General features: G+C 69.6%; 24 protein-coding genes and 2 pseudogenes. 9 read left to right on the top strand and 17 right to left on the bottom strand.

The features are described 5' to 3' along the window. Positions 1-65 precede the first annotated feature (65 nt). Entirely contained in the window at positions 66-1,235 is a 1,170-nt protein-coding gene (tuf, locus tag AB0I77_RS42210; protein ID WP_363288163.1) for an elongation factor Tu, read from the bottom strand. Between the two features lie 309 nt (positions 1,236-1,544). Between tuf and AB0I77_RS42205 the strand changes: the two genes are divergently transcribed. Beyond that, positions 1,545-2,336: a TVP38/TMEM64 family protein gene (locus AB0I77_RS42205; protein WP_363288162.1), complete on the top strand. Its 792-nt coding sequence runs from the start codon at positions 1,545-1,547 to the stop codon at positions 2,334-2,336. A 107-nt stretch (positions 2,337-2,443) separates the two neighbouring features. Here AB0I77_RS42205 and AB0I77_RS42200 read toward each other — a convergent pair whose 3' ends face one another. After that, positions 2,444-3,613: a thiolase family protein gene (locus AB0I77_RS42200; RefSeq protein WP_363288161.1), complete on the bottom strand. Its 1,170-nt coding sequence runs from the start codon at positions 3,611-3,613 to the stop codon at positions 2,444-2,446. Positions 3,614-3,707: 94 nt separating this feature from the next. Between AB0I77_RS42200 and AB0I77_RS42195 the strand changes: the two genes are divergently transcribed. The 5 genes from AB0I77_RS42195 to lnt all read left to right on the top strand — a co-directional run bounded on the left by AB0I77_RS42195 (position 3,708) and on the right by lnt (position 7,718). Then, positions 3,708-4,178 (top strand): helix-turn-helix domain-containing protein, encoded by a 471-nt coding sequence (locus tag AB0I77_RS42195; RefSeq protein ID WP_363288160.1) that lies wholly within the window; start codon positions 3,708-3,710, stop codon positions 4,176-4,178. Between the two features lie 158 nt (positions 4,179-4,336). Beyond that, positions 4,337-5,212 carry an undecaprenyl-diphosphate phosphatase gene (locus AB0I77_RS42190; RefSeq protein WP_363288159.1) on the top strand — a complete coding sequence of 292 codons (876 nt, stop codon included), beginning with the start codon at positions 4,337-4,339 and terminating at the stop codon, positions 5,210-5,212. Between the two features lie 114 nt (positions 5,213-5,326). Next, on the top strand, positions 5,327-5,506 hold the full coding sequence (locus AB0I77_RS42185; protein WP_363288158.1) for a hypothetical protein: 180 nt from the start codon (positions 5,327-5,329) through the stop codon (positions 5,504-5,506). Positions 5,507-5,589: 83 nt separating this feature from the next. Further along, the gene (locus AB0I77_RS42180; RefSeq protein ID WP_363288157.1) at positions 5,590-6,081 is read left to right on the top strand and encodes a nuclear transport factor 2 family protein; all 492 of its coding nucleotides are present in this window, start codon (positions 5,590-5,592) and stop codon (positions 6,079-6,081) included. Positions 6,082-6,152: 71 nt separating this feature from the next. Beyond that, positions 6,153-7,718, top strand: coding sequence for an apolipoprotein N-acyltransferase (gene lnt, locus AB0I77_RS42175; protein WP_363288156.1), 1,566 nt, complete (start codon positions 6,153-6,155; stop codon positions 7,716-7,718). Here lnt and AB0I77_RS42170 read toward each other — a convergent pair. Continuing rightward, the gene (locus AB0I77_RS42170; RefSeq protein ID WP_363288155.1) at positions 7,642-8,547 is read right to left on the bottom strand and encodes a Gfo/Idh/MocA family oxidoreductase; all 906 of its coding nucleotides are present in this window, start codon (positions 8,545-8,547) and stop codon (positions 7,642-7,644) included. The two genes, lnt and AB0I77_RS42170, sit on opposite strands and share 77 nt — an antisense overlap. Positions 8,548-8,668: 121 nt before the next feature. On the opposite strand from AB0I77_RS42170, the gene AB0I77_RS42165 reads away from it, so the two are divergent. Then, a complete protein-coding gene (locus AB0I77_RS42165; protein ID WP_363288154.1) occupies positions 8,669-9,199 on the top strand; it encodes a DinB family protein in 531 nt (176 codons plus the stop codon). A gap of 657 nt (positions 9,200-9,856) precedes the next feature. Here the strand turns inward: AB0I77_RS42165 and AB0I77_RS42160 are convergent. The 5 genes from AB0I77_RS42160 to fabG all read right to left on the bottom strand — a co-directional run bounded on the left by AB0I77_RS42160 (position 9,857) and on the right by fabG (position 14,644). After that, entirely contained in the window at positions 9,857-10,378 is a 522-nt protein-coding gene (locus tag AB0I77_RS42160) for a hypothetical protein (protein WP_363288242.1), read from the bottom strand. 128 nt (positions 10,379-10,506) lie between these two features. After that, positions 10,507-11,190, bottom strand: a complete 684-nt coding sequence (locus tag AB0I77_RS42155) for a uracil-DNA glycosylase (RefSeq protein WP_363288153.1) — start codon at positions 11,188-11,190, stop codon at positions 10,507-10,509. Positions 11,191-11,334: 144 nt separating this feature from the next. Then, a complete protein-coding gene (locus tag AB0I77_RS42150; RefSeq protein ID WP_363288152.1) occupies positions 11,335-12,915 on the bottom strand; it encodes an ABC transporter substrate-binding protein in 1,581 nt (526 codons plus the stop codon). A 187-nt stretch (positions 12,916-13,102) separates the two neighbouring features. Next, the gene (locus AB0I77_RS42145; protein WP_363288151.1) at positions 13,103-13,870 is read right to left on the bottom strand and encodes an SDR family oxidoreductase; all 768 of its coding nucleotides are present in this window, start codon (positions 13,868-13,870) and stop codon (positions 13,103-13,105) included. Between the two features lie 12 nt (positions 13,871-13,882). Then, positions 13,883-14,644, bottom strand: coding sequence for a 3-oxoacyl-ACP reductase FabG (fabG, locus tag AB0I77_RS42140; protein ID WP_363288150.1), 762 nt, complete (start codon positions 14,642-14,644; stop codon positions 13,883-13,885). A gap of 298 nt (positions 14,645-14,942) precedes the next feature. Here fabG and AB0I77_RS42135 point away from each other — a divergent pair, with 298 nt between their 5' ends. Then, positions 14,943-15,386, top strand: a complete 444-nt coding sequence (locus tag AB0I77_RS42135) for an excalibur calcium-binding protein (protein ID WP_363288149.1) — start codon at positions 14,943-14,945, stop codon at positions 15,384-15,386. 266 nt (positions 15,387-15,652) lie between these two features. Here the strand turns inward: AB0I77_RS42135 and AB0I77_RS42130 are convergent, their stop codons facing one another. The 8 genes and pseudogenes from AB0I77_RS42130 to AB0I77_RS42095 all read right to left on the bottom strand — a co-directional run bounded on the left by AB0I77_RS42130 (position 15,653) and on the right by AB0I77_RS42095 (position 23,583). Further along, complete coding sequence (locus AB0I77_RS42130; protein WP_363288148.1) at positions 15,653-16,036, bottom strand: DUF3037 domain-containing protein; 384 nt, start codon at positions 16,034-16,036, stop codon at positions 15,653-15,655. After that, positions 16,033-16,794, bottom strand: a complete 762-nt coding sequence (locus tag AB0I77_RS42125) for a HipA family kinase (protein WP_363288147.1) — start codon at positions 16,792-16,794, stop codon at positions 16,033-16,035. Before AB0I77_RS42125 ends, AB0I77_RS42130 begins: the two co-directional genes overlap by 4 nt. A gap of 472 nt (positions 16,795-17,266) precedes the next feature. Then, complete coding sequence (locus tag AB0I77_RS42120) at positions 17,267-18,763, bottom strand: aldehyde dehydrogenase family protein (protein WP_363288146.1); 1,497 nt, start codon at positions 18,761-18,763, stop codon at positions 17,267-17,269. Between the two features lie 79 nt (positions 18,764-18,842). Continuing rightward, on the bottom strand, positions 18,843-19,331 hold the full coding sequence (locus AB0I77_RS42115) for a zinc-binding dehydrogenase (RefSeq protein ID WP_363288145.1): 489 nt from the start codon (positions 19,329-19,331) through the stop codon (positions 18,843-18,845). 62 nt (positions 19,332-19,393) lie between these two features. Then, positions 19,394-19,639 (bottom strand): annotated as a pseudogene (locus tag AB0I77_RS42110) (alcohol dehydrogenase catalytic domain-containing protein); the annotation flags it as partial. Beyond that, on the bottom strand, positions 19,614-20,804 hold the full coding sequence (locus AB0I77_RS42105) for an amidohydrolase family protein (protein WP_363288144.1): 1,191 nt from the start codon (positions 20,802-20,804) through the stop codon (positions 19,614-19,616). The pseudogene AB0I77_RS42110 and the gene AB0I77_RS42105, both read right to left, overlap by 26 nt. A gap of 260 nt (positions 20,805-21,064) precedes the next feature. Continuing rightward, positions 21,065-21,226, bottom strand: coding sequence for a hypothetical protein (locus AB0I77_RS42100; protein WP_363288143.1), 162 nt, complete (start codon positions 21,224-21,226; stop codon positions 21,065-21,067). 35 nt (positions 21,227-21,261) lie between these two features. After that, positions 21,262-23,583: a pyruvate dehydrogenase gene (locus tag AB0I77_RS42095; protein WP_363288142.1), complete on the bottom strand. Its 2,322-nt coding sequence runs from the start codon at positions 23,581-23,583 to the stop codon at positions 21,262-21,264. Between the two features lie 454 nt (positions 23,584-24,037). Between AB0I77_RS42095 and AB0I77_RS42090 the strand changes: the two genes are divergently transcribed. Further along, the gene (locus AB0I77_RS42090) at positions 24,038-25,102 is read left to right on the top strand and encodes a zinc-binding dehydrogenase (protein ID WP_363288141.1); all 1,065 of its coding nucleotides are present in this window, start codon (positions 24,038-24,040) and stop codon (positions 25,100-25,102) included. 76 nt (positions 25,103-25,178) lie between these two features. Here AB0I77_RS42090 and AB0I77_RS42085 read toward each other — a convergent pair. Then, positions 25,179-25,376, bottom strand: a pseudogene (locus AB0I77_RS42085) (SDR family oxidoreductase); the annotation flags it as partial.

Raw genomic sequence — 25,376 nt, 5'->3', positions numbered from 1 at the left:
GGGGCGCGGGGAACTGCGCGACCAGCCACAGCCGGCCCGCAGCTCCCCACGAACAGCCACCACCCTCACTCGACGGCTGTCACGGTCCCCGCCCCAACAGTCCGCCCACCCTCACGGATGGCGAACCCGAGCCCGGGCTCGAGAGGCACCTCCCGCCCCAACTCCACGGTCATCACCACCGTGTCGCCGGGCCGAGCCACCGCCGTCTCCCCGAGGTCGACATCCCCGACCACATCCGCCGTACGGATATAGAACTGCGGCCGATACCCACTCGACACCGGCGTCGTACGCCCACCCTCCCCCGCCGACAAGACATACACCTGCGCCGAGAACCGACGTCCGGGCACCACACTGCCGGGCGCGACCACCACGTGCCCACGGCGCATCGTGTCCCGGGGGACGCCCCGCAACAGCAACGCCACGTTGTCCCCGGCCTGCGCCTCCTCCATCGGCTTGCCGAAGGTCTCCAGCCCGGTGACGACGGTCTCCACACCCGCACCGAGCACCTCGACCCGGTCCCCGACCCGCACCGTGCCTCGCTCCACCGCGCCGGTCACCACGGTCCCGCGCCCCGTGATGGTCAGCACGTTCTCGACCGGCAGCAGGAAGGGCGCGTCCAAGTACCGCTCGGGCATGGGCACATATGTGTCCACGGCGTCGAGCAGCGCCTCGACAGACGCGGTCCATCGCGGGTCCCCGGCAAGCGCCTTCAGCCCCGAGACCCGTACAACGGGCACCGCGTCCCCGCCGTAGCCGTGCGCGGTGAGCAGTTCACGGACCTCCAGCTCGACCAGGTCGGTCAGTTCCTCGTCACCCGCGTCTGCCTTGTTGAGGGCGACGACGATGTGGTCGACGCCCACCTGCCGGGCCAGCAGCACATGCTCGGCGGTCTGCGGCATGATCCCGTCGAGCGCAGAGACGACAAGGATCGCCCCGTCGAGCTGCGCGGCCCCGGTGACCATGTTCTTCACGTAGTCGGCATGACCGGGCATGTCCACGTGCGCGTAGTGGCGGGTGTCGGTCTCGTACTCGACGTGCGCGATGTTGATCGTGATGCCCCGCGCCGCCTCCTCCGGCGCCCGGTCGATGCGGTCGAACGGGACGAACGTGCCGGAGCCGCGCTCGGCCAGCACTTTCGTGATCGCGGCGGTGAGAGTGGTCTTGCCGTGGTCGACATGGCCCATCGTGCCGATGTTCAGATGCGGTTTGGTGCGGACGTACGCCGTCTTGGACATGGCGGTACCTCGAAGCCTCTTCGTAGGAAATGGGGACCCCGAGGACTCGCCGACCCTCCCCCGCGGGGTCCGCCGGACGATCCGGAGAGGGTCAGCTTCGGGCGCCGTCGACAGCGGCCGGGAAGAAGGGAACGGCAGCCTTCGGGGCATCCGCGACCGCGGATGCTGCGAGGAGGAAGGCGTACCGGAACATGACGCAGATCATTGCCGACGCTTTGTCCCACGTCGAATGGTTTTTGACCGTGCCGATCCGCACAACGGACGGGATCCATACGGCGATCACACATGTCCGTCGGCTACCGTCACTGGATGCTCGATGCCACCACCCGCTCTGGGGGCACCGCCACGGCCTCTCCCCCGGCCGCCGCCACGGAGCTCGCCGTCGCCGGTCCCCCGGCGCCCCTTGCCCCTCCCACTCCGGCGGGCTTCGCCGCGCGTTGCACGAGAGCACTGCTCTCGCCGTGGTCGCGGCTGTCCCTGCTCGTCGCCCTGCTCGCGGGCGCCGCCACGACCGTGCTGCTCTTCGAGCCGCAGCGGCTGCTGGCGAACGGCTGGCCGCCGCAGGTCGGCGGTGCGATGGCGGCACTGGTGTTCGCGGTGGCGTACGGGCTGTGCACCGTGGCGTTCGTGCCGCGCCCCCTGCTGAACCTCGCGGCGGGCGCCCTCTTCGGCTCCCAGTTCGGGATCGGCTCGGCCATCGCGGGCACCGTGCTCGGCGCCGGGATCGCCTTCGGCCTGGGCCGGATGCTCGGCCAGGACGCCCTGCGCCCGCTGCTGCGCGGCCGGTGGCTGAAGGCCGCGGACGGGCAGCTGAGCCGGCACGGCTTCCGTTCGATGCTGGCGGCACGGCTGTTCCCCGGAGTGCCGTTCTGGGCCGCGAACTACTGCGCCGCCGTCTCCCGCATGGGCTACATACCGTTCCTGCTGGCGACGGCGCTCGGGTCGATCCCGAACACCGCCGCGTACGTCGTCGCCGGCGCCCGTGCCTCGACGCCGACGTCACCGGCCTTCCTCATCGCGATGGCCTGTATCGCGTTGCCGGCCCTGGCGGGCGCGGTGGTGGCCTGGCGCAAGCGCCACCACCTGCGGGGCCGCCCGTAGCCCCCCCCTGCATCAGACCTGCCTGCTTCAGACCTGCCTGCTTCAGACCTGCCTGCTTCAGACCTGCCTGCCGCGGATCTGAAGCAGATCGCCGTTCACACCGCCGTTCACACCGCCTCCAGGATCATCGCGTTGGCCAGCCCGCCCGCCTCGCACATCGTCTGGAGGGCGTAGCGGGCGCCGCGTTCCCGCATCGCGTGCACGAGGGTGGTCGTCAGGCGGGTGCCGCTCGCGCCGAGCGGATGGCCGAGGGCGATCGCGCCGCCATGCACGTTGACCTTGGCGAGATCGGCGCCGGTCTCCTGCTGCCAGGCCAGCACCACGCTGGAGAAGGCCTCGTTGACCTCGAAGAGGTCGATGTCCGCCAGGGACAGGGACGCACGGCGCAGCACCTTCTCCGTGGCCGGGATGACACCCGTGAGCATCAGGATCGGGTCCGAGCCGGTGACGGCGAAACTGTGCAGCCGGGCGATCGGGCGCAGGCCGAGCCGGGCGGCGGTCTCGCTGGAGGTGATGAGCACGGCGGAGGCGCCGTCATTGATGGGGCTGGCGTTGCCCGCGGTGACGTTCCACTCGATCTGCGGGAAGCGCTCGGCGAAGTTCGGGTCGTGGTAGGCGGGCTTCAGGCCGGCCAGGGTCTCGACGGTACTGTCCGGCCGTACGCACTCGTCGCGCGTGACGCCTTCCAGGGGCGCGACCTCGGCGTCGAACAGGCCCGCGTCCCAGGCCGCTGCGGCCTTGCGGTGCGAGGAGACGGCGAAGGCGTCCATCTGCTCGCGCGTGATGGACCACTTGGCGGAGATGAGCTCGGCGCTGATGCCCTGCGGGACGAGGCCCTCCTGGTAGCGCTCGGCGACGCCCGGGCCGAAGGGGTCCTTGCCGGCCGGCACGTTCGACCACATCGGCACCCGGCTCATGGACTCGACTCCGCAGGCGACGACGAGGTCGTACGCGCCGGAGATGACGCCCTGCGCCGCGAAGTGCACCGCCTGCTGGGAGGAGCCGCACTGGCGGTCGACGGTGGTCGCGGGGACGGTCTCCGGGAAGCCCGCCGACAGCACGGCGTAGCGCGTGGTGTTCATCGCCTGCTCGCCGACCTGGTCGACGGTGCCGCCGATGACGTCGTCGATCAGCGCCGGGTCCACGCCGGAACGCTCGACGAGGGTGCGCAGGGTGTGGGCGAGGAGCTCTACGGGGTGGACCTGTGCGAGGGCGCCGTTCGGCTTGCCCTTGCCTATGGGGGTGCGTACGGCTTCGACGACGACTGCGTCACGCATGGTGCCCGCCTTCACGATTACCGGTAAGTAGGAAATCCGAACTCACCATAACTCGGTACGTTTGAAAAACAAACCCTCCCCTAGACTGGGCGTCATGGCCGCCACCAAAGACCCGCGCCCCTGCTCGATCGCCGACGCCCTGGCACTCGTCGGCGAGAAGTACTCCCTGCTCGTCCTGCGGGAGGTGTGCCTCGGCAACCGGCGCTTCGACCAGCTGGTGCGCAACATCGGCGCCCCGCGCGACATCCTCGCCACGCGGCTGCGCCGGCTCGTGGACGCCGGGATCCTCACGAAGCGGGCCTACAGCGAGCGGCCGCGGCGCTTCGAGTACCGGCCGACCGAGGCGGGACTCGAACTGGAGCCGATCCTGATGACGCTCATGGCCTGGGGCGACCGGCACGTTCGCGAGGACGACGAGCGCCCCATGGTGATCGAGCACGTCTGCGGCGACGAACTGGTCCCGGTCGTCACCTGCCGGGCCTGCGGCGACGCGGTCCGGCACGAGGATCTGACGGCCCATCCCCAGTCCCCGGGCTGGACAGTGGCGGGCCCGACGGCCGCATAGCCCGCGCACCAGCGCGAGTTACCTGTTCGAAACCCCTGTGGCGGACCTGTCACCCGGGGGCGCTACGCTGCCCCTCGACACCTGAGATCACACCGCGCCCGCCGGCGCGGTGCGCCCGTCGCCTCTCTCCACGATCAGCGCTTGGACTCCGTAACTTCATGTCTTGGTTTGAATCCCTCATCCTCGGACTCGTCCAGGGGCTGACCGAGTTCCTCCCTGTCTCCTCCAGCGCGCATCTGCGGCTGACCGCGGCCTTCTCGGACTGGAAGGACCCGGGGGCCGCTTTCACGGCGATCACCCAGATCGGCACGGAGACCGCCGTGTTGATCTACTTCCGCGAGGACATCGGGCGGATCATCTCGGCCTGGGCCCGCTCGCTCACCAACAAGGCGATGCGGGGGGACCACGACGCCAAGATGGGCTGGCTGGTGATCGTCGGCTCGATTCCGATCGGTGTGCTCGGGGTGACGTTCAAGGACCAGATCGAGGGGCCATTCCGCGATCTGCGCATCACCGCCACGATGTTGATCGTCGTCGGCGTGGTCATCGGCATCGCCGACCGGCTGGCGGCACGCGACGAGAACGGCGGCCGGCACCGCGCCCCCAAGCAGCGCAAGGGCATCGAGCACCTGGGCGTGAAGGACGGCCTGATCTTCGGCCTCTGCCAGGCCTGCGCCCTCATCCCAGGCGTCTCCCGCTCCGGGGCCACCATCAGCGGCGGCCTCTTCATGGGCTACAAGCGCGAGTCCGCGGCCCGCTACTCCTTCCTCCTCGCCATCCCCGCGGTGCTCGCCTCCGGCCTCTTCGAACTCAAGGACGCGATGGAGACCGGCAGCGTGTCCTGGGGCCCGACGATCTTCGCGACGGTGATCGCCTTCGGGACCGGTTACGCCGTCATCGCCTGGTTCATGAAGTTCATCTCGACCAAGAGCTTCATGCCCTTCGTCTGGTACCGCATAGCCCTTGGCATCGTCATCGTCGCCCTGGTCACGGCGGGCGTCCTGAGCCCCCACGCGGCGGAGTCGGCGGGCTGAGGCCGGCCTGGGGGCCGTACGCACGATGCGAACCGTGAGCCCGTGACCAATCACATACGGGATGAGTAGCCGTCTGGTAGCGGGCTGTCAGTGCTTGCGCCTAGGCTTGTGCGCATGTCCCCCGATTTCCCAGCCCCTGGTTCCGTGCGGTCTGCTGCCGAGGTGAACGAAGAGATCCGTGCGCTCTGGCTGCGCGCGGGCGGCACCCTCTCGGCCCAGGAGCGCGCGGAGTACGAGCTGTTGGTGGTCGAGTGGGCGGCCGCGGTCCGCGGCGAGGTCATCAAAGCGGCCTGAGACAACGTAAGGCTTGGGTGTGCCGACCCGAATAGCGCCGCGTCCCTCTTGGCGACGCCCGCGCGATGCTCAACACTGAGCCGATGACGCAGCGTGTGGAGCTCGCCACCGTGATGGACCGGTTGGCCGTCGACGAACTGATCACCGACTACGCGATGGTGGTGGACGACGGCGACTGGGAGGCATACCGAGGCCTGTTCACCCCCGACGGGCGGGCGGACTACCGCTCGGCCGGCGGCATCGAGGGGGAAGCCGGGAAGGTCGCCGCATGGCTCGAGGAGAACTTGCGGCTGTTTTCGATGCGCCAGCATCTGATCGTCAACCGCCGGCTGCGCTTCGGCGTCCTGGACCACGACACGGGCGACACGGCCCAGGTCCGGGCGGACTACGTCAATCCGATGCGCCTCGCCACAGAGGGCGCGGACGAGGACCCGGCCGCCCCCGACTTCATCTGCGGCGGCCGGTACGACTTCGGTCTGGTGCGCACGTACGACGGCTGGCGGCTGCGCGCGGTGGTCGTCCATGAGAAATGGCGTCGCCTGCCCGGCCGCGCCCCGGCCCCGGTGATCGACTGAGCTGACGCCCCCTGTCCCAAGGTCGTCCCCAGCACGCACACTGGAGACACCCACGGGGTAGGAGGTGCCGTATGAAGACGTTCGGCCACTGGCTCGCCTCCCCGTGGCGGCGCGCGACCATCGCCGCGCTGGCGGGCGCCCTGCCCGTGCTCGCCTTTCCCGCGCCGTCCCTGTGGTGGTTCGCCTACGTCGCGCTGGTCCCCTGGATCCTGCTGGTCCGCTCGGCGCCGACCGGCAAACGGGCGGCGTACTACGGCTGGTGGGGCGGGTTCGGCTTCATGCTGGCGATGCACCACTGGCTGCTGCCGAGCCTGCACGTGTTCACGTTCGTCCTCGCCGCGCTGCTGGGTGCCCTGTGGGCACCGTGGGGCTGGCTGGTGCACCGGCTGCTCGCCGGCACACCCCCGCGAGGGCGGATCGTGGTCGCCCTCCTCGTCCTGCCGTCGGGCTGGCTCGCCGTCGAACTGGTCCGCTCCTGGCAGGGGCTCGGCGGCCCCTGGGGTGTGCTCGGCGCCAGCCAGTGGCAGGTGGAGGCGGCGCTGCGGCTCGCCTCGGTGGGCGGGGTGTGGCTGCTCAGCTTCCTGGTGGTGGCCGTCAACGTGGCGGTCGCCGTTCTCGTCGCGATCCGCCAGTCCCGGGTGCCGGCCGTGGCCGGGCTCGTCGCCACGGCGGCCGCGACCTCGGCGGCCTGGGTGTGGTCGCCGCGTCCCGACGTCGACGACCGGGCCAGGATCGCGGTCGTCCAGCCGGGCGTCGTGACCGGCGGCAACCCCCGCTTCGACCGCGAGGAGCAGCTGACCCGGCGGCTCGTCGGACAGGACGTCGACCTGATCGTGTGGGGCGAGAGCAGTGTCGGCTTCGACCTCACCGAACGTCCCGACTTCGCCCGGCGGATCGCGGCGCTCTCCCGCGAGACCGGCGCCGACATCCTGGTCAACGTGGACGCCCGCCGCTCCGACAAGCCCGGCATCTACAAGAGCTCCATCCTCGTCGGCCCGGACGGCCGCACCGGCACCCGCTACGACAAGATGCGGCTCGTCCCCTTCGGCGAATACATCCCGGCCCGCTCACTGCTCGGCTGGGCGACCTCGGTCGGAAAGGCGGCGGGCGAGGACCGCAGGAAGGGCTCCGAGCAGGTGGTGATGGACGCCGGGCACGGGCTGCGCGTCGGCCCGATGGTGTGCTTCGAGACGGCCTTCCCCGACATGACCCGGCATCTCACCGAGGACGGCGCCGACATACTGATCGGCCAGTCGTCGACCTCGACGTTCCAGCAGAGCTGGGCCCCCGAGCAGCATGCCTCGCTGGCCGCGCTGCGCGCCGCCGAGACGGGCCGCCCGATGGTGCACGCGACACTGACGGGCGTGTCCGCCGTCTACGGCCCGAGCGGGCAGCGCATCGGATCGTGGCTCGGCACGGACGCGAGCACGACCCAGGTCTACGAGGTACCGCTGGCCGGGGGCGTCACGCCGTACGTCCGCTACGGCGACTGGACCGTGCAGGCGGCGCTGCTGGTCCTCGCCGCGTGGTGCGCCGGCGAGGGCATACGGACGCTGCGGTTCAGGCGGCCCGGTCCTGAACCGCGCGTACCACCCGTTCGCACAGTTCGTGAGTCGCCAGCGCGTCCCGCGCGCTGAGCACCTTGCCCGCGCGCACGGCGTCGAGGAAGGCACCCGCCGCCTGCTCGATGCCGCGCTGCCGGGCCACCGGAACCCAGTCGCCGCGCCGCCGCACGGTGGGCTGCCCCTTGTGGTCGATCACCTCGGCGAGATTGAGCACCTGACGCTTGGTGTCCTGCCCGGACACCTCCAGGATCTCCTCGGCCGAGCCGCTGAGCCGGTTCATGACGCCGAGCGCGGTGAAGCCGTCCCCGGCGAGCTGGAGCACCACGTGGTGCAGCAGGCCGCCCTCGACGCGGGCGCGCACGGTGACGTCGTCGACCGGGCCGGGCACCAGGAAGCGCAGCGTGTCCACGACGTGGATGAAGTCGTCGAGGATCATCGCGCGCGGCTCTTCGGGCAGCCCGATCCGGTTCTTCTGCATCAGGATCAGCTCGCGGGGATGGTCGGCGCACTGCGCGTACCCGGGGGCGTAGCGCCGGTTGAACCCGACGGCCAGACTCACGTTCCGCTGCTCGGCGAGCGCCACCAGCCGCTCGGAGTCGGCCAGTTCGTACGCCAGCGGCTTGTCGACGTACGTCGGTACGCCCGCCTCCAGGAGTCTCGTCACGATCTCGGGGTGCACGGGGGTCGGGGCGTGCACGAAAGCCGCGTCGAGTTCCTGGGCGAGGAGGGAGTCCAGGTCCGCGTGGCGCTGCCCGCCGGGGAGGTGGAGGCCGTCGGCGACCCGGGTGAGCGTGGCGGGCGTGCGGGTCTGCAGGTGCAGCTCGATCCCGGGCCGCCCGCCGAGCACCGGCAGATAAGCCTTCTGCGCGATGTCACCGAGTCCGATGCAGCCGACCTTCACGGGGTCTCCTTAGCGGTTGCCTGCCGGGGTCATTCCGGAGCATACGGTCTCCCCCACACTGCACGATCTCGGCCGGGAAAACGTGTGGTGGGCGCGGGACGATGTGGGCGACCATGCGTGCATGACGACGCAGCGCAGCGAACCCGCCCTGAACGCCGGCGAACGCACCATGCTGGAGGGCTGGCTGGACTGCCACCGGCAGACCCTGGCCTGGAAATGCGAAGGTCTCACCGATGCCCAGCTCCGAACCGCCTCGGTACAGCCCTCCGAACTGTCCCTGATGGGGCTGGTGCGGCACATGGCGGAGGTGGAGCGGGGCTGGTTCCGCAAGGTGCTCGTGGGCGACGATCCAGGGCCGATCTACTACACCGAGGAGGACCAGGACGGCGACTTCCACCTCACCGAGGCGGACACCTGGGCGGAAGCCCACGCCACCTGGCAGGCCGAGATCGAGATCGCCCGGCGCCACGCGGCCGGCTTTGCCCTGGACGACCTCTCCAAGGGCAAGAGCAGCTTCACCGACGAGCCGTTCAGCCTGCGCTGGATATACACGCACATGATCGAGGAGTACGCCCGCCACAACGGCCACGCCGACCTGATCCGCGAGCGCATCGACGGTGCCACCGGGTACAGGCCTGTCGCAGAGGACTGACGTCAGCCGCTGTGGGCCCGCCCCCTCCGTATGGGGCCGGAGATCACCCGTGTGGGGCATCCTCCGCTGGTCCGCTGTCCAAAGGCCGCCCGACCCAGCAGAGTTGCGCGCGTGCATCGAACGACGACCACCGCAACGCTCCTGGTCACCGTGGCTTTATCGGCCCTCTCCGGCTGTGTGACGGTCCAGCGCCCGCCCGTGCCCGGCCCGCCGACGGTACCGTCCCAGCCTTCGGCGCCTCGTCCGGACGGCCGATCGGGGCCACAGGTCGTGCAGGCGCCGGCCCGCGAGGCCCTGGAAATGATCGGCCCGTCCCGCCGCCCGGAACCGACCGCGACCGCGTCACACGGTGTCGCCCAGACGGCCCCGGCGCAGCCACGGCAGCAACCGCCTCCGCGCTCGCACCCGGCACATCCGGCACATCCGGTGCACCCGGCGCATCCAGCACGTCCCGAACCCCGGCAGCCCGACATCCGGCACTCCCGGCAACCGCACGCGGAGATCCCCGACGTGTCCAAGTCGGTCCCCAAAGATCAACGAGACGTCTGTGCCCTCGGCAAGAAGTACGGCGGCTGGCGGGCGGACAGCCCGGAAGCGGCGATCTGCACGCAGACGTACGGGCGTTGAGACAGGCACACCCACGGGAAGTACGGGGATTCAGGGCCGCTGTCGAGGCGGCCCCCACGCTCCGCCTCCTTTGGAGTCCCCCTCCCCCAGGCGCAGCTCCAGTCGGCTGATCGCCGCCCGTACCCCGTCCCCGTAGCTGTCCTCGGCCAGTGCGTCGGCCGCTCCCCGCGCCCGGCGCAGATGCGTGCGGGCGGCCTCCGCGCGGCCGAGTTTCACGTAGTCGGCGGCCAGATTCAGGTGCAGCGAGGGGGACAGCGCCCGCACCGCGAGGGCTCCCTCGTGCTCGGCGAGCCGGTCGTCGATGAGTTCCTCGGCGGCGGTCAGCGCCCGCAGGTCCCAGGCCAGTTCGTCGAACGGGTCGTCCTGCGTGTCGGCCAGGTAGTGCGCCAGGGTGCAGCGGTGCAGCGGGTCGCCGTCCTCCCCGATCTCCGCCCACAGGTCCAGGAAGCGGTGCCGGGCCTCCTCGCGGTCCCCCGCGTGATGCAGGATGACGACCTGCCCGATCCGCGTCAGCAGGGCATCCGGGGCCGCCTGCTCCTGTCGCTCCGCCACCGCGTCCTCCGCACCACTCGTCGGGCTGTCGGCTGTCACGGCCGACGCTAATGGCAGCAACTGACAATCCCCGTCAGGCGGCACCGGGCCGGCCGGTTCGGAGAGGAACCGGCCCGGCCCAGCGACGGTCAGCCCAGATTGGGGATGGTCCAGTCGATCGGTTCGTGGCCGTGGCGCGCGACCGCCTCGTTGATCTGCGTGAACGGGCGGGAGCCGAAGAACTTCTTGGCGGACAGCGGAGAGGGGTGCGCGCCCTTGACCACGGCATGCCGGCTCTCGTCGATCAGCGGGAGCTTCTTCTGCGCGTAGTTGCCCCACAGTACGAAGACCGCCGGGTCGGGCCGGTCGGCCACCGCACGGATGACCGCGTCGGTGAACTTCTCCCAGCCGCGGCCCTTGTGCGAGTTGGCCTCGCCGCCGCGGACCGTGAGGACCGCGTTGAGCAGCAGGACGCCCTGCTCGGCCCACGGCATCAGATAGCCGTTGTCCGGGACGGGCAGGCCCAGCTCCGCGTGCATCTCCTTGTAGATGTTGCGCAGCGAAGGCGGGGTCTTCACGCCGGGGCGGACCGAGAAGCACAGGCCGTGGCCCTGCCCCTCGCCGTGGTACGGGTCCTGGCCGAGGACGAGGACCTTCACCCGCTCGTACGGCGTCGCGTCCAGCGCGGCGAAGACCTCCTCGCGCGGAGGGTAGACGGGGCCCTTCGCCCGCTCCTCCTCGACGAACTCCGTCAGCTCCTTGAAGTAGGGCTGCTGGAGCTCGTCGCCCAGGACCCCGCGCCAGGACTCGGGCAGCATGGCGGTGTCGGTCACGTCAACTTCCTCACGGTGTGCGGTGACTGCGGTGTGCGGTGGCCGCGATGTGTGATCGCTTCCAGACCACAGAACCTACCGGCGACCACTGACAACCGGCCCCGCGGACCGCGCACCGGCCCCACGGACCGCGCAACCAGACGCCTACCAGCTGGTCTTCCAGGACAGCTCCCACATCACCATCATCGTCGCCGGGTCGATGACCTTCTTCAGACCGGCGATCTCGTCGTTCGCGGCCACGTACTGCTTGCCCTGCCACAGGGGCACCAGCCGCGCATCGTCCACGAGGATCTGCTGGGCCTCCTCGAACTGATCACCCACGGCCCCGCGGTCGCTCTCCTTGCGCGAATCCGGCAGCAGCTTGTCCGTGATCTTGGGTGCTTCGTACGGGGTGCCGAGAGCGTTCTGCTTGCCCACGAAGGGCGCGACGAAGTTGTCGGCGTCGTTGAAGTCGGGGAACCAGCCGCGCCCGAACACCGGGTACTCGCCCTTCTGGTATCCCGCCACGTAGGTCTTCCAGGGGCGGCTCTTGAGGGTGACCGTGAACAGGTCGGAGGCCTCGAGCTGCCGCTTCAGCTCCTCGAAGGCGGGCTTGGTCGTCGAGCCGTAACGGTCGCTGGTGTACCAGAGGGTCAGCGGGACGCGATCGGTGATGCCCGCTTCCGCGAGGACCCGCTCGGCCTTGGGCACGCTGGGAGCCCCGAAGTCGTCGAAGAAGCCCGTGGTGTGGCCCACCAGCCCCCTGGGGATCATGGAGTACAGCGGCTCGACGGTGTCCTTGTAGACGTTGTGCACCAGCGCCGGGCGGTCGATGACATGGGCGACCGCCTTGCGGACCGCGGGTTTCGCGGCCCACGGGTCGCTGGGGTTGAAGACCAGATAACTGATCTCAGTGGTGGGGTTGACGACGAGCTGGAGCCCCTTCGCCTTCTGGTTGACCTCGATGTCCAGGGTGTCCGAGGCGCCGAGACCGCGATAGATGACCGCGATCTGCTTGTTCTTGAGGGCCTTGACCATCTCGTCCGACTGCTGGAAGTAGCGGATGGTGACGGCGCTGTTCTTGCGGTCCGCTATGCCCTTGTAGTTGCCGTTGCGGACGAGCTCGGCCTTCTTGCCCTCCTCGAAGGAGGCAAGGCTGTAGGGCCCCGAGCCGCTGATCTTTCCGTCCTCGCGAAGCGCGTCCGCGGGGTACTCCTCGGGATCCACGATCGACATGGCGGGCGTGGTCAGCACGAGGGGGAAGGTGGCATCGGGCTGGCTGAGATGGAAGACGACCTCACGGTCACCCTTCGCCTGCACCCGGGAGAGAGTCCCCAGCAGACCCGCGGGGCCGCCATTGACGTTGATCTTCTTGATCCGGTCGAACGAGTGCTTGACGGCATGGGCGTCCATCTTGTGCCCGTCGGAGAACTTCAGGCCCTCGCGCAGCGTGCAGCTGTACACCATGCTCGTCTTGTCCGTGAAACCACACTTCTCGGCGGCGTCGGGCTCGGGCTTGACCCCACCAGGGGTGTAGTTCAGGAGCGTTTGGTACACATTGCGGAACAGCTCCCAGGAGTTGTCCCAGGAAGCCGCGGGATCCAGCGTGGCCGGAGCACTGGTGGTTCCCACGACGATCGGCGCCTCGTCTCCGGAAGCGTCCGAGGAGAACACGCCACATCCGGCCACCATGGATATGGACGCGAGGGCCGCGAGCGGCGGCAGGAAACGATTCCGGATGAACACGCGGTTGCTCCTCGAAATGCCGTACCAAGAGTTGGCCGACCATACCGCAGCACTTCCGCTGAACCTACGCTCGAATCGATCTGTTGATCGAATTGTGCATGACGACGTTGTCATCGAGAGGTGAAGCTCTGACGCCGACACGGGCGCCGCCTTCGTCAGCGAGCGCCCGTGCCGAGGTTCACAAGGATCAGCCCACGCCCGCGTTCAGGAAGATGCCGCCGTCGACGACGAGCGTCTGGCCGGTGATCCAGTCGGACTGTTCCGAGGTGAGGAACGCGGCGGCGCCGCCGATGTCGGAGGGCACACCGAGCCGGCCCAGCGGATAGGCCGCGGCGGCCTCCGCCTCCCGGCCTTCGTACAGGGCCTTCGCGAACTTGGTCTTCACGACCGCCGGGGCGATCGCGTTGACCCGCACCTTGGGCGCGTACTCGTGGGCCAGCTGCAAGGTCAGGTTGATCATCGCGGCCTTGCTGATGCCGTAGGCGCCGATGAAGGGCGAGGCGGAGACTCCCGCGACGGAGGCGATGTTGACGATGGCGCCGCCGTTGTCCTTCTGCCAGGCGTACCAGGTCCTCTGCGCGAAGCTGAGCGCCGAGACCACGTTGGTCTCGAAGACCTTGCGCGCGACGTTCAGGTCGAGGTCGGCGATCGGCCCGAAGACCGGGTTCGTACCGGCGTTGTTGACCAGGAAGTCGACACGCCCGAAGGCCTCCATGGTGCGCTCGACGGTGGCGGCCTGGTGGGCCTCGTCGTGGACCTTGCCGGCGACGCCGATGACGCGGTCGGCGCCGAGCTTGTCGACGGCCTCCTTGAGGGCTTCCTCGTTGCGGCCGGTGATGCACACGCGGTCACCGCGCGCGAGCAGCGCCTCGGCGACGCCGTAGCCGATGCCGCGACTGGCGCCCGTGATGAGCGCGACCTTGCCCGAAAGCTCGGGGAGTTCCACCGAAGTCATTTTCCTGGTCCTCTAGTCGAGCGGTCCGCCGGCCACGTACAGCACCTGGCCGGAGACGAAGCCCGCGGCCTCGGCCGTGAAGAAGGCGATCGCGTTGGCGACGTCCTCCGCCTCGCCGACGCGCTGCACGGGGATCTGGGTGGCGGCCGCGGCCTTGAAGTCCTCGAAGCCCATGCCGACGCGCTCGGCGGTCGCCGCGGTCATGTCGGTGGCGATGAAGCCGGGGGCGACGGAGTTCGCGGTGATGCCGAACTTGCCGAGCTCCTTGGCGAGGGTCTTGGTGAAGCCCTGCATGCCGGCCTTGGCAGCCGAGTAGTTGACCTGGCCGCGATTGCCGAGCGCGGAGGACGAGGAGAGGTTGACGATCCGGCCGAAGCCCGCGTCCACCATGTGCTTCTGGCAGGTCTTGGACATCAGGAAGGCGCCGCGCAGGTGCACGTTCATGACGGTGTCCCAGTCGGAGACGCTCATCTTGAACAGCAGGTTGTCGCGGAGGACGCCCGCGTTGTTGACGAGGATCGTCGGCGCGCCGAGTTCCTGGGCGATACGCGCGACGGCCGCCTCGACCTGCGCCTCGTCCGAGACGTCGCAGCCGACCGCGAGGGCCTTGCCGCCGGCCGCGGTGATCTTCTCCACGGTGTCCTTGCAGGCAGCCTCGTCGAGGTCGATCACGGCGACCGCGCGACCCTCGGCAGCCAGTCGTACGGCGGTGGCGGCGCCGATGCCGCGCGCTGCACCGGTGACCACGGCGACCCGCTGCTCAGTGGTGGACATGACTGGTTCTCCTCGCCCTCGAAATGCGGCTCGAGCGGCCCACTCTCGGGTGAGCGACCGCTTAGTACCTTCAGCAGACGTGACGCTAGAAGCCCTGGCACCCGGTGTCAACGGCAACCAGGGGTGTGTGATCCATTACCTGTGCGGCCGACCCTCCTGGCGGGCCCGCAGCCACCTGCCATCGTCCCGCACGGATGCCCACCGGCGACACCCGATCGGCTCAGCGCCGCGCGCCTGTGCCCCATGCGGCCTCTAGCGTCGGGGCGACGACCATTCGTGGCCGGAGAGGAGGCGCTCCATGCGCCGTCGTACCGGTGCCGTCGGCACGCTGATCGCGCTCGCCGCGATAGTGCCCTTGGCCGACACCGCTCACGCACAGGACCTGGACTGCCGCGACTTCACCTACCAGGAGGAGGCGCAGGCCGTGTTCAACCTGGACCCCACCGATCCGAACCGACTCGACGAAGATCAGGGGCCGGACGACGGCATCGCCTGCGAGGTGCTGCCCCGGCGCGGCGCCCCCGTCACCTCCTCGACCACCGCTCCCCGCACTCCCCTCCGTTCCGCGACGCCGACTCCGGCCGCGACTGCGACTGCCGTCACCCCGCCGCGGGGCGTGCGCGGCGGGGTGGGCGGCGCGTCGAACTCCGGGCGGAGCGGCTGGGACATGGGCATGGGCATCGCCTTCGTCGCCGGGGGCGTCCTCGCGGCCGGCTATGTCGTGAGGCGGCGCCGGGTCTGACGGCCGGCTATGTCGTGAGGCGACGCCGGATCTGACCGCCGGCCATGCCGCAAGACGGCACCGGATCTGACCGCCGGCCATGCCGTAACGCGGCACCGGAACTGACCGCCGGCCATGCCGCAAGACGGCACCGGAACTGACCGCCGGCACAGGCGCGGTCACCGCCGGCGCGGGCACGGACGCGGTCACCGTCAGCGCCGGCACAGGCGCGGTCACCGCCGACGCCCGTGCGGGCGCGATCACCGCCGGCGCCGGCACAGGCGCGGTCACCGCACGAGCAGGTCGAGCAAACGCTCCGTCTCCGCGGCCGGATCGCCGGTCAGGCCGGTGTGTACGGGGCCCGGCTGGACGACCGTCGAGCGGGGTGCGACCAGCCAGCGGAAGCGGCGTCCGGCGTCGTCGTGCGCGGCCTGTCCGGCCGCCTCACCGCCGGCGCACACGCCCTCGACGGCGCGCAGGGCGGCCCGTACGCCGGCCAGGTCCACGTCCGGGTCGAGGGCCAGGAGTCTGGTCTCGTCGAGGTGGGTGCGCGCTCGCACGAAGGACTGGGCGCGGCAGTACACGAGCACCCCGGCGTTGATGCACTCGCCGCGCTCGATCCGGGGCACGATCCGCAGCAGCGCGTACTCGAAAACGTCCCGCTCGCTCACTGGTCCCCCTTGACCTTGACGCGTTCGTGGATGTCGGCGGCCCGCGCGAGCAGGGGCCGTGCGTAGGCCCGACGGAGGTCGTCCGGGGAGTCGAAGCCGGGCTCGTCCGCCAGCCAGACGTCCGGGATCTCCGCGGTGACCTCGGCGAGGAGTTCCTCGGTGATCAGCGGCGCCAGTTCCAGACCCGCTCGCGCGACATCAGGTGCGAAGGCCCTGAGCGCATGGTCGGAGATGTCGTACGGGCGAGCGGCGGAGGCTTCGGCGCCGGGCCAGTTGTGGTGCCAGATCATGCTCGCGCCGTGGTCGATGAGCCACACCTCGCCCTGCCACATCAGCAGGTTGGGGTTGCGCCAGGAGCGGTCGACGTTGTTCACCAGCGCGTCGAACCAGACGATCCGCCCGGCCTCCTCGGGGCTCACCCGGAAGGCGAGCGGGTCGTAACCGAGCGCGCCGGAGAGGAAGTGCATGCCCAGGTTGCGCCCTGCGCTGGATTTGAGGAGTTCCTGCACCTCCTGGTCGGGCTCGGCGAGTCCCAGTACCGGGTCGAGGCCGATCGTCACCAGCCGGGGCACCCGGAAGCCGAGCCGCCGGGCGAGTTCCCCGCAGACAACCTCGGCGACCAGCGTCTTGCGGCCCTGCCCGGCGCCGGTGAACTTCATGACGTACGTCCCGCGGTCGTCGGCCTCGACGAGGCCCGGCAGCGAACCGCCCTCACGCAGGGGTGTGATATAGCGGGTCACGGTGACCTCAGTCAGCATTTTCTCAGGCCATCCACTCTCATCGCCTTGCAATCCACGAACAACTCCACGCTGACACAGGTTAGGCGTCGGCCGCGATCAGCCTTGGGGAGAATCTGGGGAGTTTCGAATGGCACACTCAGCTCCTGCTGCCTCCCGAGGAGTCCGTCGAGGACGGTACGCCCCTTACTCCCGGCCTCCGGCATGAAGTGAGCATAGTAACCGAGCGTGATCGTCGGCGAAGAGTGCCCAATGTGTTCACGGCCAGCCACGGCGTTGCCGAACCGCGTGGTGAGCAGAAAGGAAAATTTCTTCCGCGGCCGTCCGCATAGGCCAACTGGAGCGCAGCAAGACGGCATTGCCGGATGCGTGGGCGATCGTGTGCCACTTCTACGACGTCGAATCCGGCCGTATGGAACTCGCCGTCCGCGGGCGCGGCAGGGACTACGAACGGTTCGACATCCCCATCGCGCGCGACGGCGGGATCACCGGGTCACCTTTCGTGTCCGGTCACCTCGAGGGAGGGTGCCCAGCGGGGGAGCTCGCCCCTCCCGGAGAGCAGACGGATGTTCTTGCTGTAGCCGTACTCCTGCAGGGTTTGCGCCGAGGTCTCCCGGCCGTAGCCACTCGCACCGACACCGCCGAACGGCGTGCCCGTGAAGTTCCGGTTGTAGTTGTTCACGAAGACGAACCCGGTGTGCAGGGCGCGGCTGACCCGCAGCGCGCGCTCGGAATCCGGCGTGAACACTGCGGCAACCAGGCCGAAGTCGGTGCCGTTGGCGATCTTGACGGCCTCGTCCTCGTCGCGGAACGGGATCATCGCGATGACCGGGCCGAAGATCTCCTCCTGCGCGATGCGCATGTCCGGACGGACACCGGTGAACAGCGTCGGCGCGACGTAGAAGCCGCCTGCCAGCTCCGGGTCGTCGGGCAGCGATGCCTGCGCTGCGATCGTGGCTCCCTCCCTGACGCCGACGTCGATGTAGTCCAGCACCCGCTTGCGCTGGGCGGCGGACACCATCGGTCCGATGTGCGTGCCGGGGTCGGCGCCGTTGCCGACGCGCAGCCGCTTCACCGCGTCGCCATAGCGGCGCGCGACCTCGTCGTAGACGTCGGCGTGCACCAGGACGCGGGACGCCGAGGTGCAGGCCTCGCCCTGGTTGAACAGGCCACCCTCGATCGCCCACGGCAGTGCCAGGTCGAGGTCCGCGTCCTCGAAGATGATGAACGGGTCCTTGCCACCGAGCTCCATCAGGGTCGGGGTCAGGTTGTCGGCCGCGGTCTTGATGACCGAGACGCCGGTGGTGGGCGACCCGGTGAACGAGATCTTGCCGACGAGCGGGTGCCCGGCGAGCTGCGACCCGACCGGGCCGGTGCCGGGAATGATGTGCACCACGTCGTCGGGCAGGACGGACTGGATGATCTCCACCATGCGCATGGCCGACAGCGGGGCCTGCTCCGGCGGCTTGATCACCACCGCGTTGCCGACGGCCAGCGCCGGGCCCAGCTTGCTGGCGGTGTGAATCGGCGGCCAGTTGAACGGCACGATCGCGGCGACCACACCGTAGGGTTCGAGCACCGTGATGTCCAGCAGGCTTCCGCCGTCGTTGACCTGGCCCGGCATGGAGTCGCACAGGCTCGCGAAGAACTCGAAGAGCCCGATCGCCGCGTTCAGGTCCATATTGCGCGCCTGGGACAGGGGTTTGCCGTTGTCGCTGCACTCCAGGGCCGCGATCTCGTCGGCGTGCTCGCGTATCGCCTGAGCGACCTTCCGCAGCCAGCTGCCGCGCTCGCGGGCGGTGCGGGTCTTCCAGGAGAAGTGCGCGTCGTAGGCCGCCCGCACGGCCGCATCGACCTCCTTGTCGCCGGCACCCTGCACGAGGGCCAGCGGCGCGCCGGTCGCGGGGTTGTCGACGGTGAACTGGTCGGCGGCGTCCTCGGACGACCACCGAGTGCGGATCGCACCTTCGGGTTGTGACGATATTGCCACGGTCCTGCTCCGTTCAGGGGTGTGCTTGGTTCGACGACTCGCTCGCCCGATGCGGCGGCCGCCGGTCGATGTCGGCCTCTCAGGGCCTGAGAACGATCTTGCCGTTTGTGTGACGGCGTTCCAGTTCCCGGAAGGCGTCGCGAACTTCGTCGAGCCGGTGTACGCGGGCGATGGGGATTTCCAGATCACCGTCGGCGATCAGTGTGGCGAGTTCCCGCAGGACGTCGGCGCTTGCCGCCTCCGCACAGCCGTCCGCCTTGGTGCCGTGCTTCGCCGCGCCCGCGAAGTCGATCGAGCCGTCGGCCGCGGCGCGGATGCGCTCGCCGACACCCTCTCCGTAGGTCAGCGGGATCGCTCCGTGCCGGGTGAGCCAGGCGTGGTGGGGCTCGCTCGCCAGACCGAGGACGGTGGCCCCGGCGTGCCGCGCGAGTTGTACGACGAGAGAGCCCACCCCGCCGGCGGCCCCGGAGACGACGACGGTCTCGCCACGCCCGGCCCTGACGGCGTGGACCGCCGCGTATGCCGTGGTTCCGGCGATGAAGAGCGCGCCGGCCTGCTCCCACGGCACGCCCGCCGGTCGGGGGTGAGCTGGTCCTCCTCCACGATCACGTACTCGGCGTGGCTGGCCCGCTGGTTGGTGAAGCCGATCACCTCGTCACCGACGTCGAATCCGGTGACTCCTGCGCCGAGTTCCTCGACGATCCCGGCGAGGTCGCTGCCCTGACCCGAGGGGAAGGTCGCCGGAAACCTGTCGTGGAAGAACCCCTGCCGGATCACGGCCTCGCCCGGGTTGATCCCGGCGGCCACCACCTTGACAAGTGCCCGCGGGATTACGCGGGCTGTCGGTCGTTCACAGCCCCAGAACGCGGTCGGCATTGCCGTGCGCGATGCGCCCGAGGTCGGCGGGTGCGTACGGTGCGGTGCGCAGGAACTCCACCGCCTCGGCGCTGGACTCGAACGGGTAGTCGATGGAGAACAGCACCCGGTCGACGCCGACCGCATGGACGGCTCCCAGCAGTGCGGCATGTGACATGACTCCGCTGGTGGTGACGTACACGTTGTTCCGCAGGTAGTACGAGGGCAGGTGCTGCACCCTCTGCTCAGCAGGCACGTGGGGGTAGCGGCTGTCGAGCCGGGCCATCTGGAAGGGCAGCAGCTCACCCATGTGACCCAACGTCAGCGAGGCGCCCGGGAACTCGTCGAACACGCCGCCGTAGATCAGCCGGAGCGCATGGGCACCCACCGTCGCGGTCCAGCCCCAGGTCGGCCCGACCAGCACGGAGTACCCGTCGAAGACATGCCAGTTGTCGGCCGGAATGACGGCCGGATGCAGATACAGCGTGACGCCGAGGCGCTCCAGCTCCGCCCAAACCGGCCTGAACTGCGGCTCGTCCAGGTAGTGCCCCCGCACATGGTCGTTGTACAGCACGCCCTTGAGCCCGAGCTCCTGCACCGCCCGGCGCAGCTCCACGACCGCGGCCTTCGGGTCCTGCAGCGGAAGGACCGCGAAACCCGCGAACCGGTTCGGATGACCGGCGACCGCCTTGGCCAGATAGTCGTTGATCCGCCGCGCGGCGGCCACCGCCTCCGCCGGATCCTCGATCACTTCCAGACCCGGCGTGGAATACGAGAGGACCTGGACATCGACGCCGTTGGCGTCCATGTCCGCCAGCCGCAGCTCGGTCAGATCGTCCAGGCGCCGAAACCACTCCTGCTTTATCTCCTCCGGCACGTCCATGCGCTGACGGATCGCTGCCTCCTGCCGGATGGCTCCGGGAACTGAGAACGCCTCTTCCACGGCCACGATGCGCATCTTCTTCTCCTTCTTGGTGTTCCGGCGGTCCTGCGATCCGCTGACCGTCGTCGAGACACGGCTGCCAGGCGCGGCCTCGGCTGCCAGCGCGGGCGACCCCGCGACCAGGCCGCCGACCACGGCGGCTCCTGAGGCAGCGGCGGCCGCGGCGATGAATCTTCGCCGGGTGGCCTCGGCGGCAGGCTCGGCGGGCGGGGTCACGACTTGGAAAAGACGGTCGTCGGACATATCCACTCTCTTTCGGTGGTTGCACGGTGACTGCCGGGGTCCTGCCGGTGCTGTTGCGCTCCGCGAAGGTGCGCGTTGTTCCTCAGTGGCCCGAAGGCCCTCCGTGCCGCCGCCGTTGGAGCGTGGCGGCGGTCAGGGCGCGTCGGCCGGTCGTGGTCGGCACGCAGAGTCGACGGGCCGCCTCCGGCGACCGGTCTCGTGACGGGGGATGCCGGACCGGGCTCGGCCCGGAACGTTCACCTCTGCCCGTCAGTCGGCGGTCAGTCGGTCTTCTGGCCGCCCTCGGCCAGGATCCGGTTGCGCACGCCGGCGAGGGCTCCCGCCATCGCGCCCGCGGGCCTGCCGAAGGTGGTGGCCGAGAACGCGCTCCCGTCCGGTCCGATGACTCCATCACGCGTGATCGTCGGAGTGTTGTTGGTCACGGGTTCTGCTTGATGGCCAGTAAGGCTGTTGTTGCTCAGTCGGTCAGGTCAAGTGCGGCACGAACGATGCTGTCCGCATCGAGCCCGTGATGGCGGTAGACGTCCTCGAGCCCTCCGGACTGTCCGAACCGGGTCACGCCAAGGGAAGAGACGGGCACGCGGTTGACGGTGGCCAGGAAGGCCAAGGTGTGCGGATGGCCATCGAGGACGGTGACCAGAGGTGTGGCGCGCTCGGCCGGGAAGACCTGATCCAGCACCCAGGACTCGGCCCGTTCGTGGCCCTGCCTGGCGCGCACCGCCCGGTACAGGAGGTCGGGGCTGGTGACACACACGACGTCCGCCGGGAAGCCGACCTGCGCCAGACGGTCAGCGGCTGCCAGCGCCTCCGGCACCACCGCGCCCATCGCGGCGACGGTGACCTTGGCGCCGTCGGTGCGCACCAGGGGATAGGCCCCGGCGACGACTTGGCGCCGGCGACGCTCGCGTGCGGCGGGGTCACCGGGCACTGCGGCCAGCCTCTGGTCGATGGGCCGCGTCGACAGCCGTACGTATGCGGAATTGCCGTCCGGTCTGCCGAGCCGAGCCATCCCGGCGAGCAGCGTCCATTCGGCGTCGATGGCGAACGCCGGTTCGTAAGTGACGCAGCCGGGTTGCTCCAAGCCGATCGACGGGGTCTTGATCGACTGGTGCGCGCCGCCTTCCGGGGCCAGGGAAACTCCGGAGGGGGTACCGACCAGAAGGGACTGCCCGCCCGCGTAGATGCCGAAGGACCAAGGTTCAAGGGCGCGTTCCACGAAGGGGTCGTACAGCACACCGATCGGCAGGAGCGGCTGCCCCCACCTGCTCCAGCAGGCACCCAGTTCGCCGATCAGGCCGACGAGGTTCGTCTCGGCGATGCCTAGTTCGATGTGCTGCCCGGAGGGTCTTTCCCGCCAGTGCAGGACGGTCTCGGCGTCATCGGCGAACCAGTCGCGTCGTTCGCTGGACGACCACACGCCGACCTTGTTCACCCACCCGCCCAGGTTCGTGCTGGAACTGACATCGGGGCTGACGGTCACGACCCGCGCGGCCACCTCCGGGGCCGCTCTGGTCAGGTCCAGCAGAAGTCGGCCCAGCGCGGCCTGCGTGGTCGCCGTCCCGGACGGCGTCCGCCCCATGTCGACGGGTACGTCGGCCGGCGCGTGACGCGCCGACTCGCTCCTGCGCAGCCGCTCCGCGGCCTGTCGGCACACCTCATGGGCCGCGCGGTCCTCGCCGAAGGCGCGCCAGGGGTGCGCCGGGTCGGCTCCGAGCCGCTCGGCGAGCTCCCGCATCTGCTCCTCCGTCAGCAGAGCTGAATGGTTCTGCGGATGTCCCTTGCTGGCCAGTCCGTAGCCCTTGATGGTGTAGGCGAGGATCACAGTAGGGCGGCTGTCGTCGATCGCCGAGAAGGCCGCATCCAGCGCGGCCAGGTCGTGGCCGCCCAGGTTGGCCACCGCGTCCACCAACACCGAGTCCTCGACCTGGTCGACCAACGCGCGGATCCGGTCGGCGCCGGGGCCTTCGGACAGCCGCAGACGCAGTTGCCCGGCATCGCACCGCAGGAGTCGTTGATATTCCGGGTTGGGCATCGCGTCGATCCGCTGCCGCAGCTCCTGGCCGTCCGGCCGGGCGAACAGCTCCTCGAGCTGCCGCCCGTACTTGAGGGTGATCACCTGCCAGCCGGCCGCGGTGAACATGCCCCGCAGTTTCTCGGCGGCGATGTCGGGCACGACCCGGTCCAGCGACTGCCGGTTCAGGTCGACGACCCAGACCACCTCTCCCAGTTCGCCGACAGCGGGATCCAGCACCGCCTCCCACACCGCGCCCTCGTCCAGCTCGGCATCGCCGACCAGCGAGAACTGCCGCCCGGTACCCACGTCGCCGACGGTGGCGTTGACATAGCGTCGCGAGAGCGCGCCCCAGATCGGTGCGGTCGCACCTATGCCGACGGACCCCGTCGAGTAGTCGACGGGGTCCGGATCCTTGGACCGGCTCGGATAGCTCTGCAGGCCGCCGAACTCGCGCAGCCTGGACAGATAGGAGGGTTCCAGTTCGCCCAGCAGGTAGTTGATCGCATGCAGTACCGGTGATGCGTGCGGTTTCACCGACACTCGGTCCTGGGGCCGCAGATGCCGGAACCAGAGCGCGGTCATGATCGACACCATGGACGCCGACGACGCTTGGTGCCCGCCCACCTTGAGTCCCGAGGGGTTTGCCCGTACTCGGTTCGCGTGGTGGATGATCGCCGACGACAGCCAGAGCACCCTGCTTTCCACTTCGCGTAGAACGCCGAAGTCGTCCTGGGTGTCGGACGGTGTGGTTACTGGGCTGCTCATGACTGACCAACTCCTGCGGTCGGCGGCGGATTCGGAGACCCGCGGCCCGGCCCGAACGAGTTCGGGCACCTATCTCGGTAAGTCGCGGACACCGCTCACTGTTTTCAGAGCGCTCTTGGGTGCTGTGAGGCCGCCCACTCCCCACTCTTGAACCAGAGCCAAGATAGTTCTAGAGTGCTTTCCAGTCAACAGGAAGGAGAGAAGCAGGATGCATCCGAGTCGAATCTCATGACTCCAAGTCAAGAGGTTGGGGAGTCTCTCAGCCTGGGCCGACCGCCACGGTCAGGCCACGCAACCGGCTACGCCTCGGATCGTCGGACGGTTCAGTTCCTGATCCACCCCTGGTAAGCCGCCTGGCCGAGGTCCGCTCACACACGGTCTCACCGGGCAGGCGAGGCGCAGGCGACTCCATGGACCCCCGATGAACCGCGTAACGATCTGAAGGAACGTGAGAGTGGAACAGACCATGATGGCGGTCCGCCTGTTCGAACATGGCGGGCCCGAGGTGCTCACGTACATAGAGGCACCGATTCCCGAGGTCGGCCCCGACGACATCCTGATGCGCGTACACGCCACGGCCGTCAACAGCTGGGATCTCCGCTACCGCGCGGGCAACCTGCCGCAGCCTCTCCCGGGACGGCCGCCGTGGCCGCTGCCGTTCCAACTCGGCCGGGACGCCGCCGGTGAAATCGTCGCCACCGGCGAGAACGTCACCAGGTGGCACCCCGGCGACAGGGCCGTGCAACTTCCGCACCCGCCGTGCCGCACCTGCGCCCTGTGCGTACGCGGGCTCGAAAACCTGTGCGTCGACACCGCCTACCCCGGACACCAGGTCTTCGGCGGATACGCCCAGTACGTCGTACGCCGCCAGGACGCGATCCTGCCCATCCCCGACGGCGTCGACTACGAGACCGCCGCAGCCACCATGTGGACCTACACCACCCCCCTCAACTGCGCACGGCAAGCACCCGTCGGCCCCGGCGACACCGTGGTCATCACCGGCGCCAGCGGCGGAATGGCGATCGCCTGCGCACAACTGGCGAAGCTGAGCGGAGCCACCGTCATCGCCACCACCACCAAGCCGGACCGCGACGAAGCACTCAGCAAGCTCGGCTACGACCACATCCTGCACTCCACCGATCCCCGACTGCCCGCACAGGTCAGGGAACTGACCCGCGGTCTGGGCGCCGACGCCGTCTGGGACTGCGTCGGCGGCAACGACTTCTTCCAGCTCTCCCTTTCCTGCATACGCCTCGGCGGCACGGTCATCGTCCTGGGCACACCCACCCACCACGGATCCCGCCTCGAACTGGACGCCCTCGCACTCATCGGCCAGCAGGTGAAAATCGCCAGCGTGCGCGGCGCCACCCTGCGCGACCAGCAACTGTGCCTGGAACTGCTGACAGACGGAAAGATCAACCCGATCATCGACCGGGCCTACCCCCTGGCAGAGGCGGCCGAGGCCCACACCTACCTCGAAAGCCACCGGCAGACCGGCAAAGTGCTCCTCCTGCCATGACTGAGTCACAGACCGCCGGTCCGAGCAGGCAGGCAGCCAACCGGAAACAATCGCCTGCCCTCCGTTCGCGACTGCCCTAAGCTCGCGGTTCCGTGTAGCGAGCCGCGAGCGTGGGCTGGTTGCCGCCCTGGACGAAGGCGGTCTCCGCGGCGAGCACGGCGTCCAGGGCGGAGTCCTGACCCTCCAGACCAGGGGCACAGACGGTCTCACCGAGGCGCAGCCCGGCCAGGCTGGCCGACGCCACGTCCTCGGGCGTCATCGCCCAGGGGATGTT

The organism is Streptomyces sp. NPDC050619, assembly GCF_040654815.1.
In the GTDB taxonomy this organism is placed as follows: Bacteria; Actinomycetota; Actinomycetes; order Streptomycetales; family Streptomycetaceae; genus Streptomyces.
Note: the sequence above shows the minus strand (reverse complement) of the source record. Positions and strands in the feature narration are given on the sequence as shown.

Bases quoted from the DNA above. Each gene is read 5' to 3' on its own strand.
- tuf (WP_363288163.1), bottom strand. From the start codon at position 1,235: ATGTCCAAGACGGCGTACGTCCGCACCAAACCGCATCTGAACATCGGC.
- AB0I77_RS42205 (WP_363288162.1), top strand. From the start codon at position 1,545: ATGCTCGATGCCACCACCCGCTCTGGGGGCACCGCCACGGCCTCTCCC.
- AB0I77_RS42200 (WP_363288161.1), bottom strand. From the start codon at position 3,613: ATGCGTGACGCAGTCGTCGTCGAAGCCGTACGCACCCCCATAGGCAAG.
- AB0I77_RS42195 (WP_363288160.1), top strand. From the start codon at position 3,708: ATGGCCGCCACCAAAGACCCGCGCCCCTGCTCGATCGCCGACGCCCTG.
- AB0I77_RS42190 (WP_363288159.1), top strand. From the start codon at position 4,337: ATGTCTTGGTTTGAATCCCTCATCCTCGGACTCGTCCAGGGGCTGACC.
- AB0I77_RS42185 (WP_363288158.1), top strand. From the start codon at position 5,327: ATGTCCCCCGATTTCCCAGCCCCTGGTTCCGTGCGGTCTGCTGCCGAG.
- AB0I77_RS42180 (WP_363288157.1), top strand. From the start codon at position 5,590: ATGACGCAGCGTGTGGAGCTCGCCACCGTGATGGACCGGTTGGCCGTC.
- lnt (WP_363288156.1), top strand. From the start codon at position 6,153: ATGAAGACGTTCGGCCACTGGCTCGCCTCCCCGTGGCGGCGCGCGACC.
- AB0I77_RS42165 (WP_363288154.1), top strand. From the start codon at position 8,669: ATGACGACGCAGCGCAGCGAACCCGCCCTGAACGCCGGCGAACGCACC.
- AB0I77_RS42145 (WP_363288151.1), bottom strand. From the start codon at position 13,870: ATGACTTCGGTGGAACTCCCCGAGCTTTCGGGCAAGGTCGCGCTCATC.
- fabG (WP_363288150.1), bottom strand. From the start codon at position 14,644: ATGTCCACCACTGAGCAGCGGGTCGCCGTGGTCACCGGTGCAGCGCGC.
- AB0I77_RS42135 (WP_363288149.1), top strand. From the start codon at position 14,943: ATGCGCCGTCGTACCGGTGCCGTCGGCACGCTGATCGCGCTCGCCGCG.
- AB0I77_RS42125 (WP_363288147.1), bottom strand. From the start codon at position 16,794: ATGCTGACTGAGGTCACCGTGACCCGCTATATCACACCCCTGCGTGAG.
- AB0I77_RS42105 (WP_363288144.1), bottom strand. From the start codon at position 20,804: ATGTCCGACGACCGTCTTTTCCAAGTCGTGACCCCGCCCGCCGAGCCT.
- AB0I77_RS42095 (WP_363288142.1), bottom strand. From the start codon at position 23,583: ATGAGCAGCCCAGTAACCACACCGTCCGACACCCAGGACGACTTCGGC.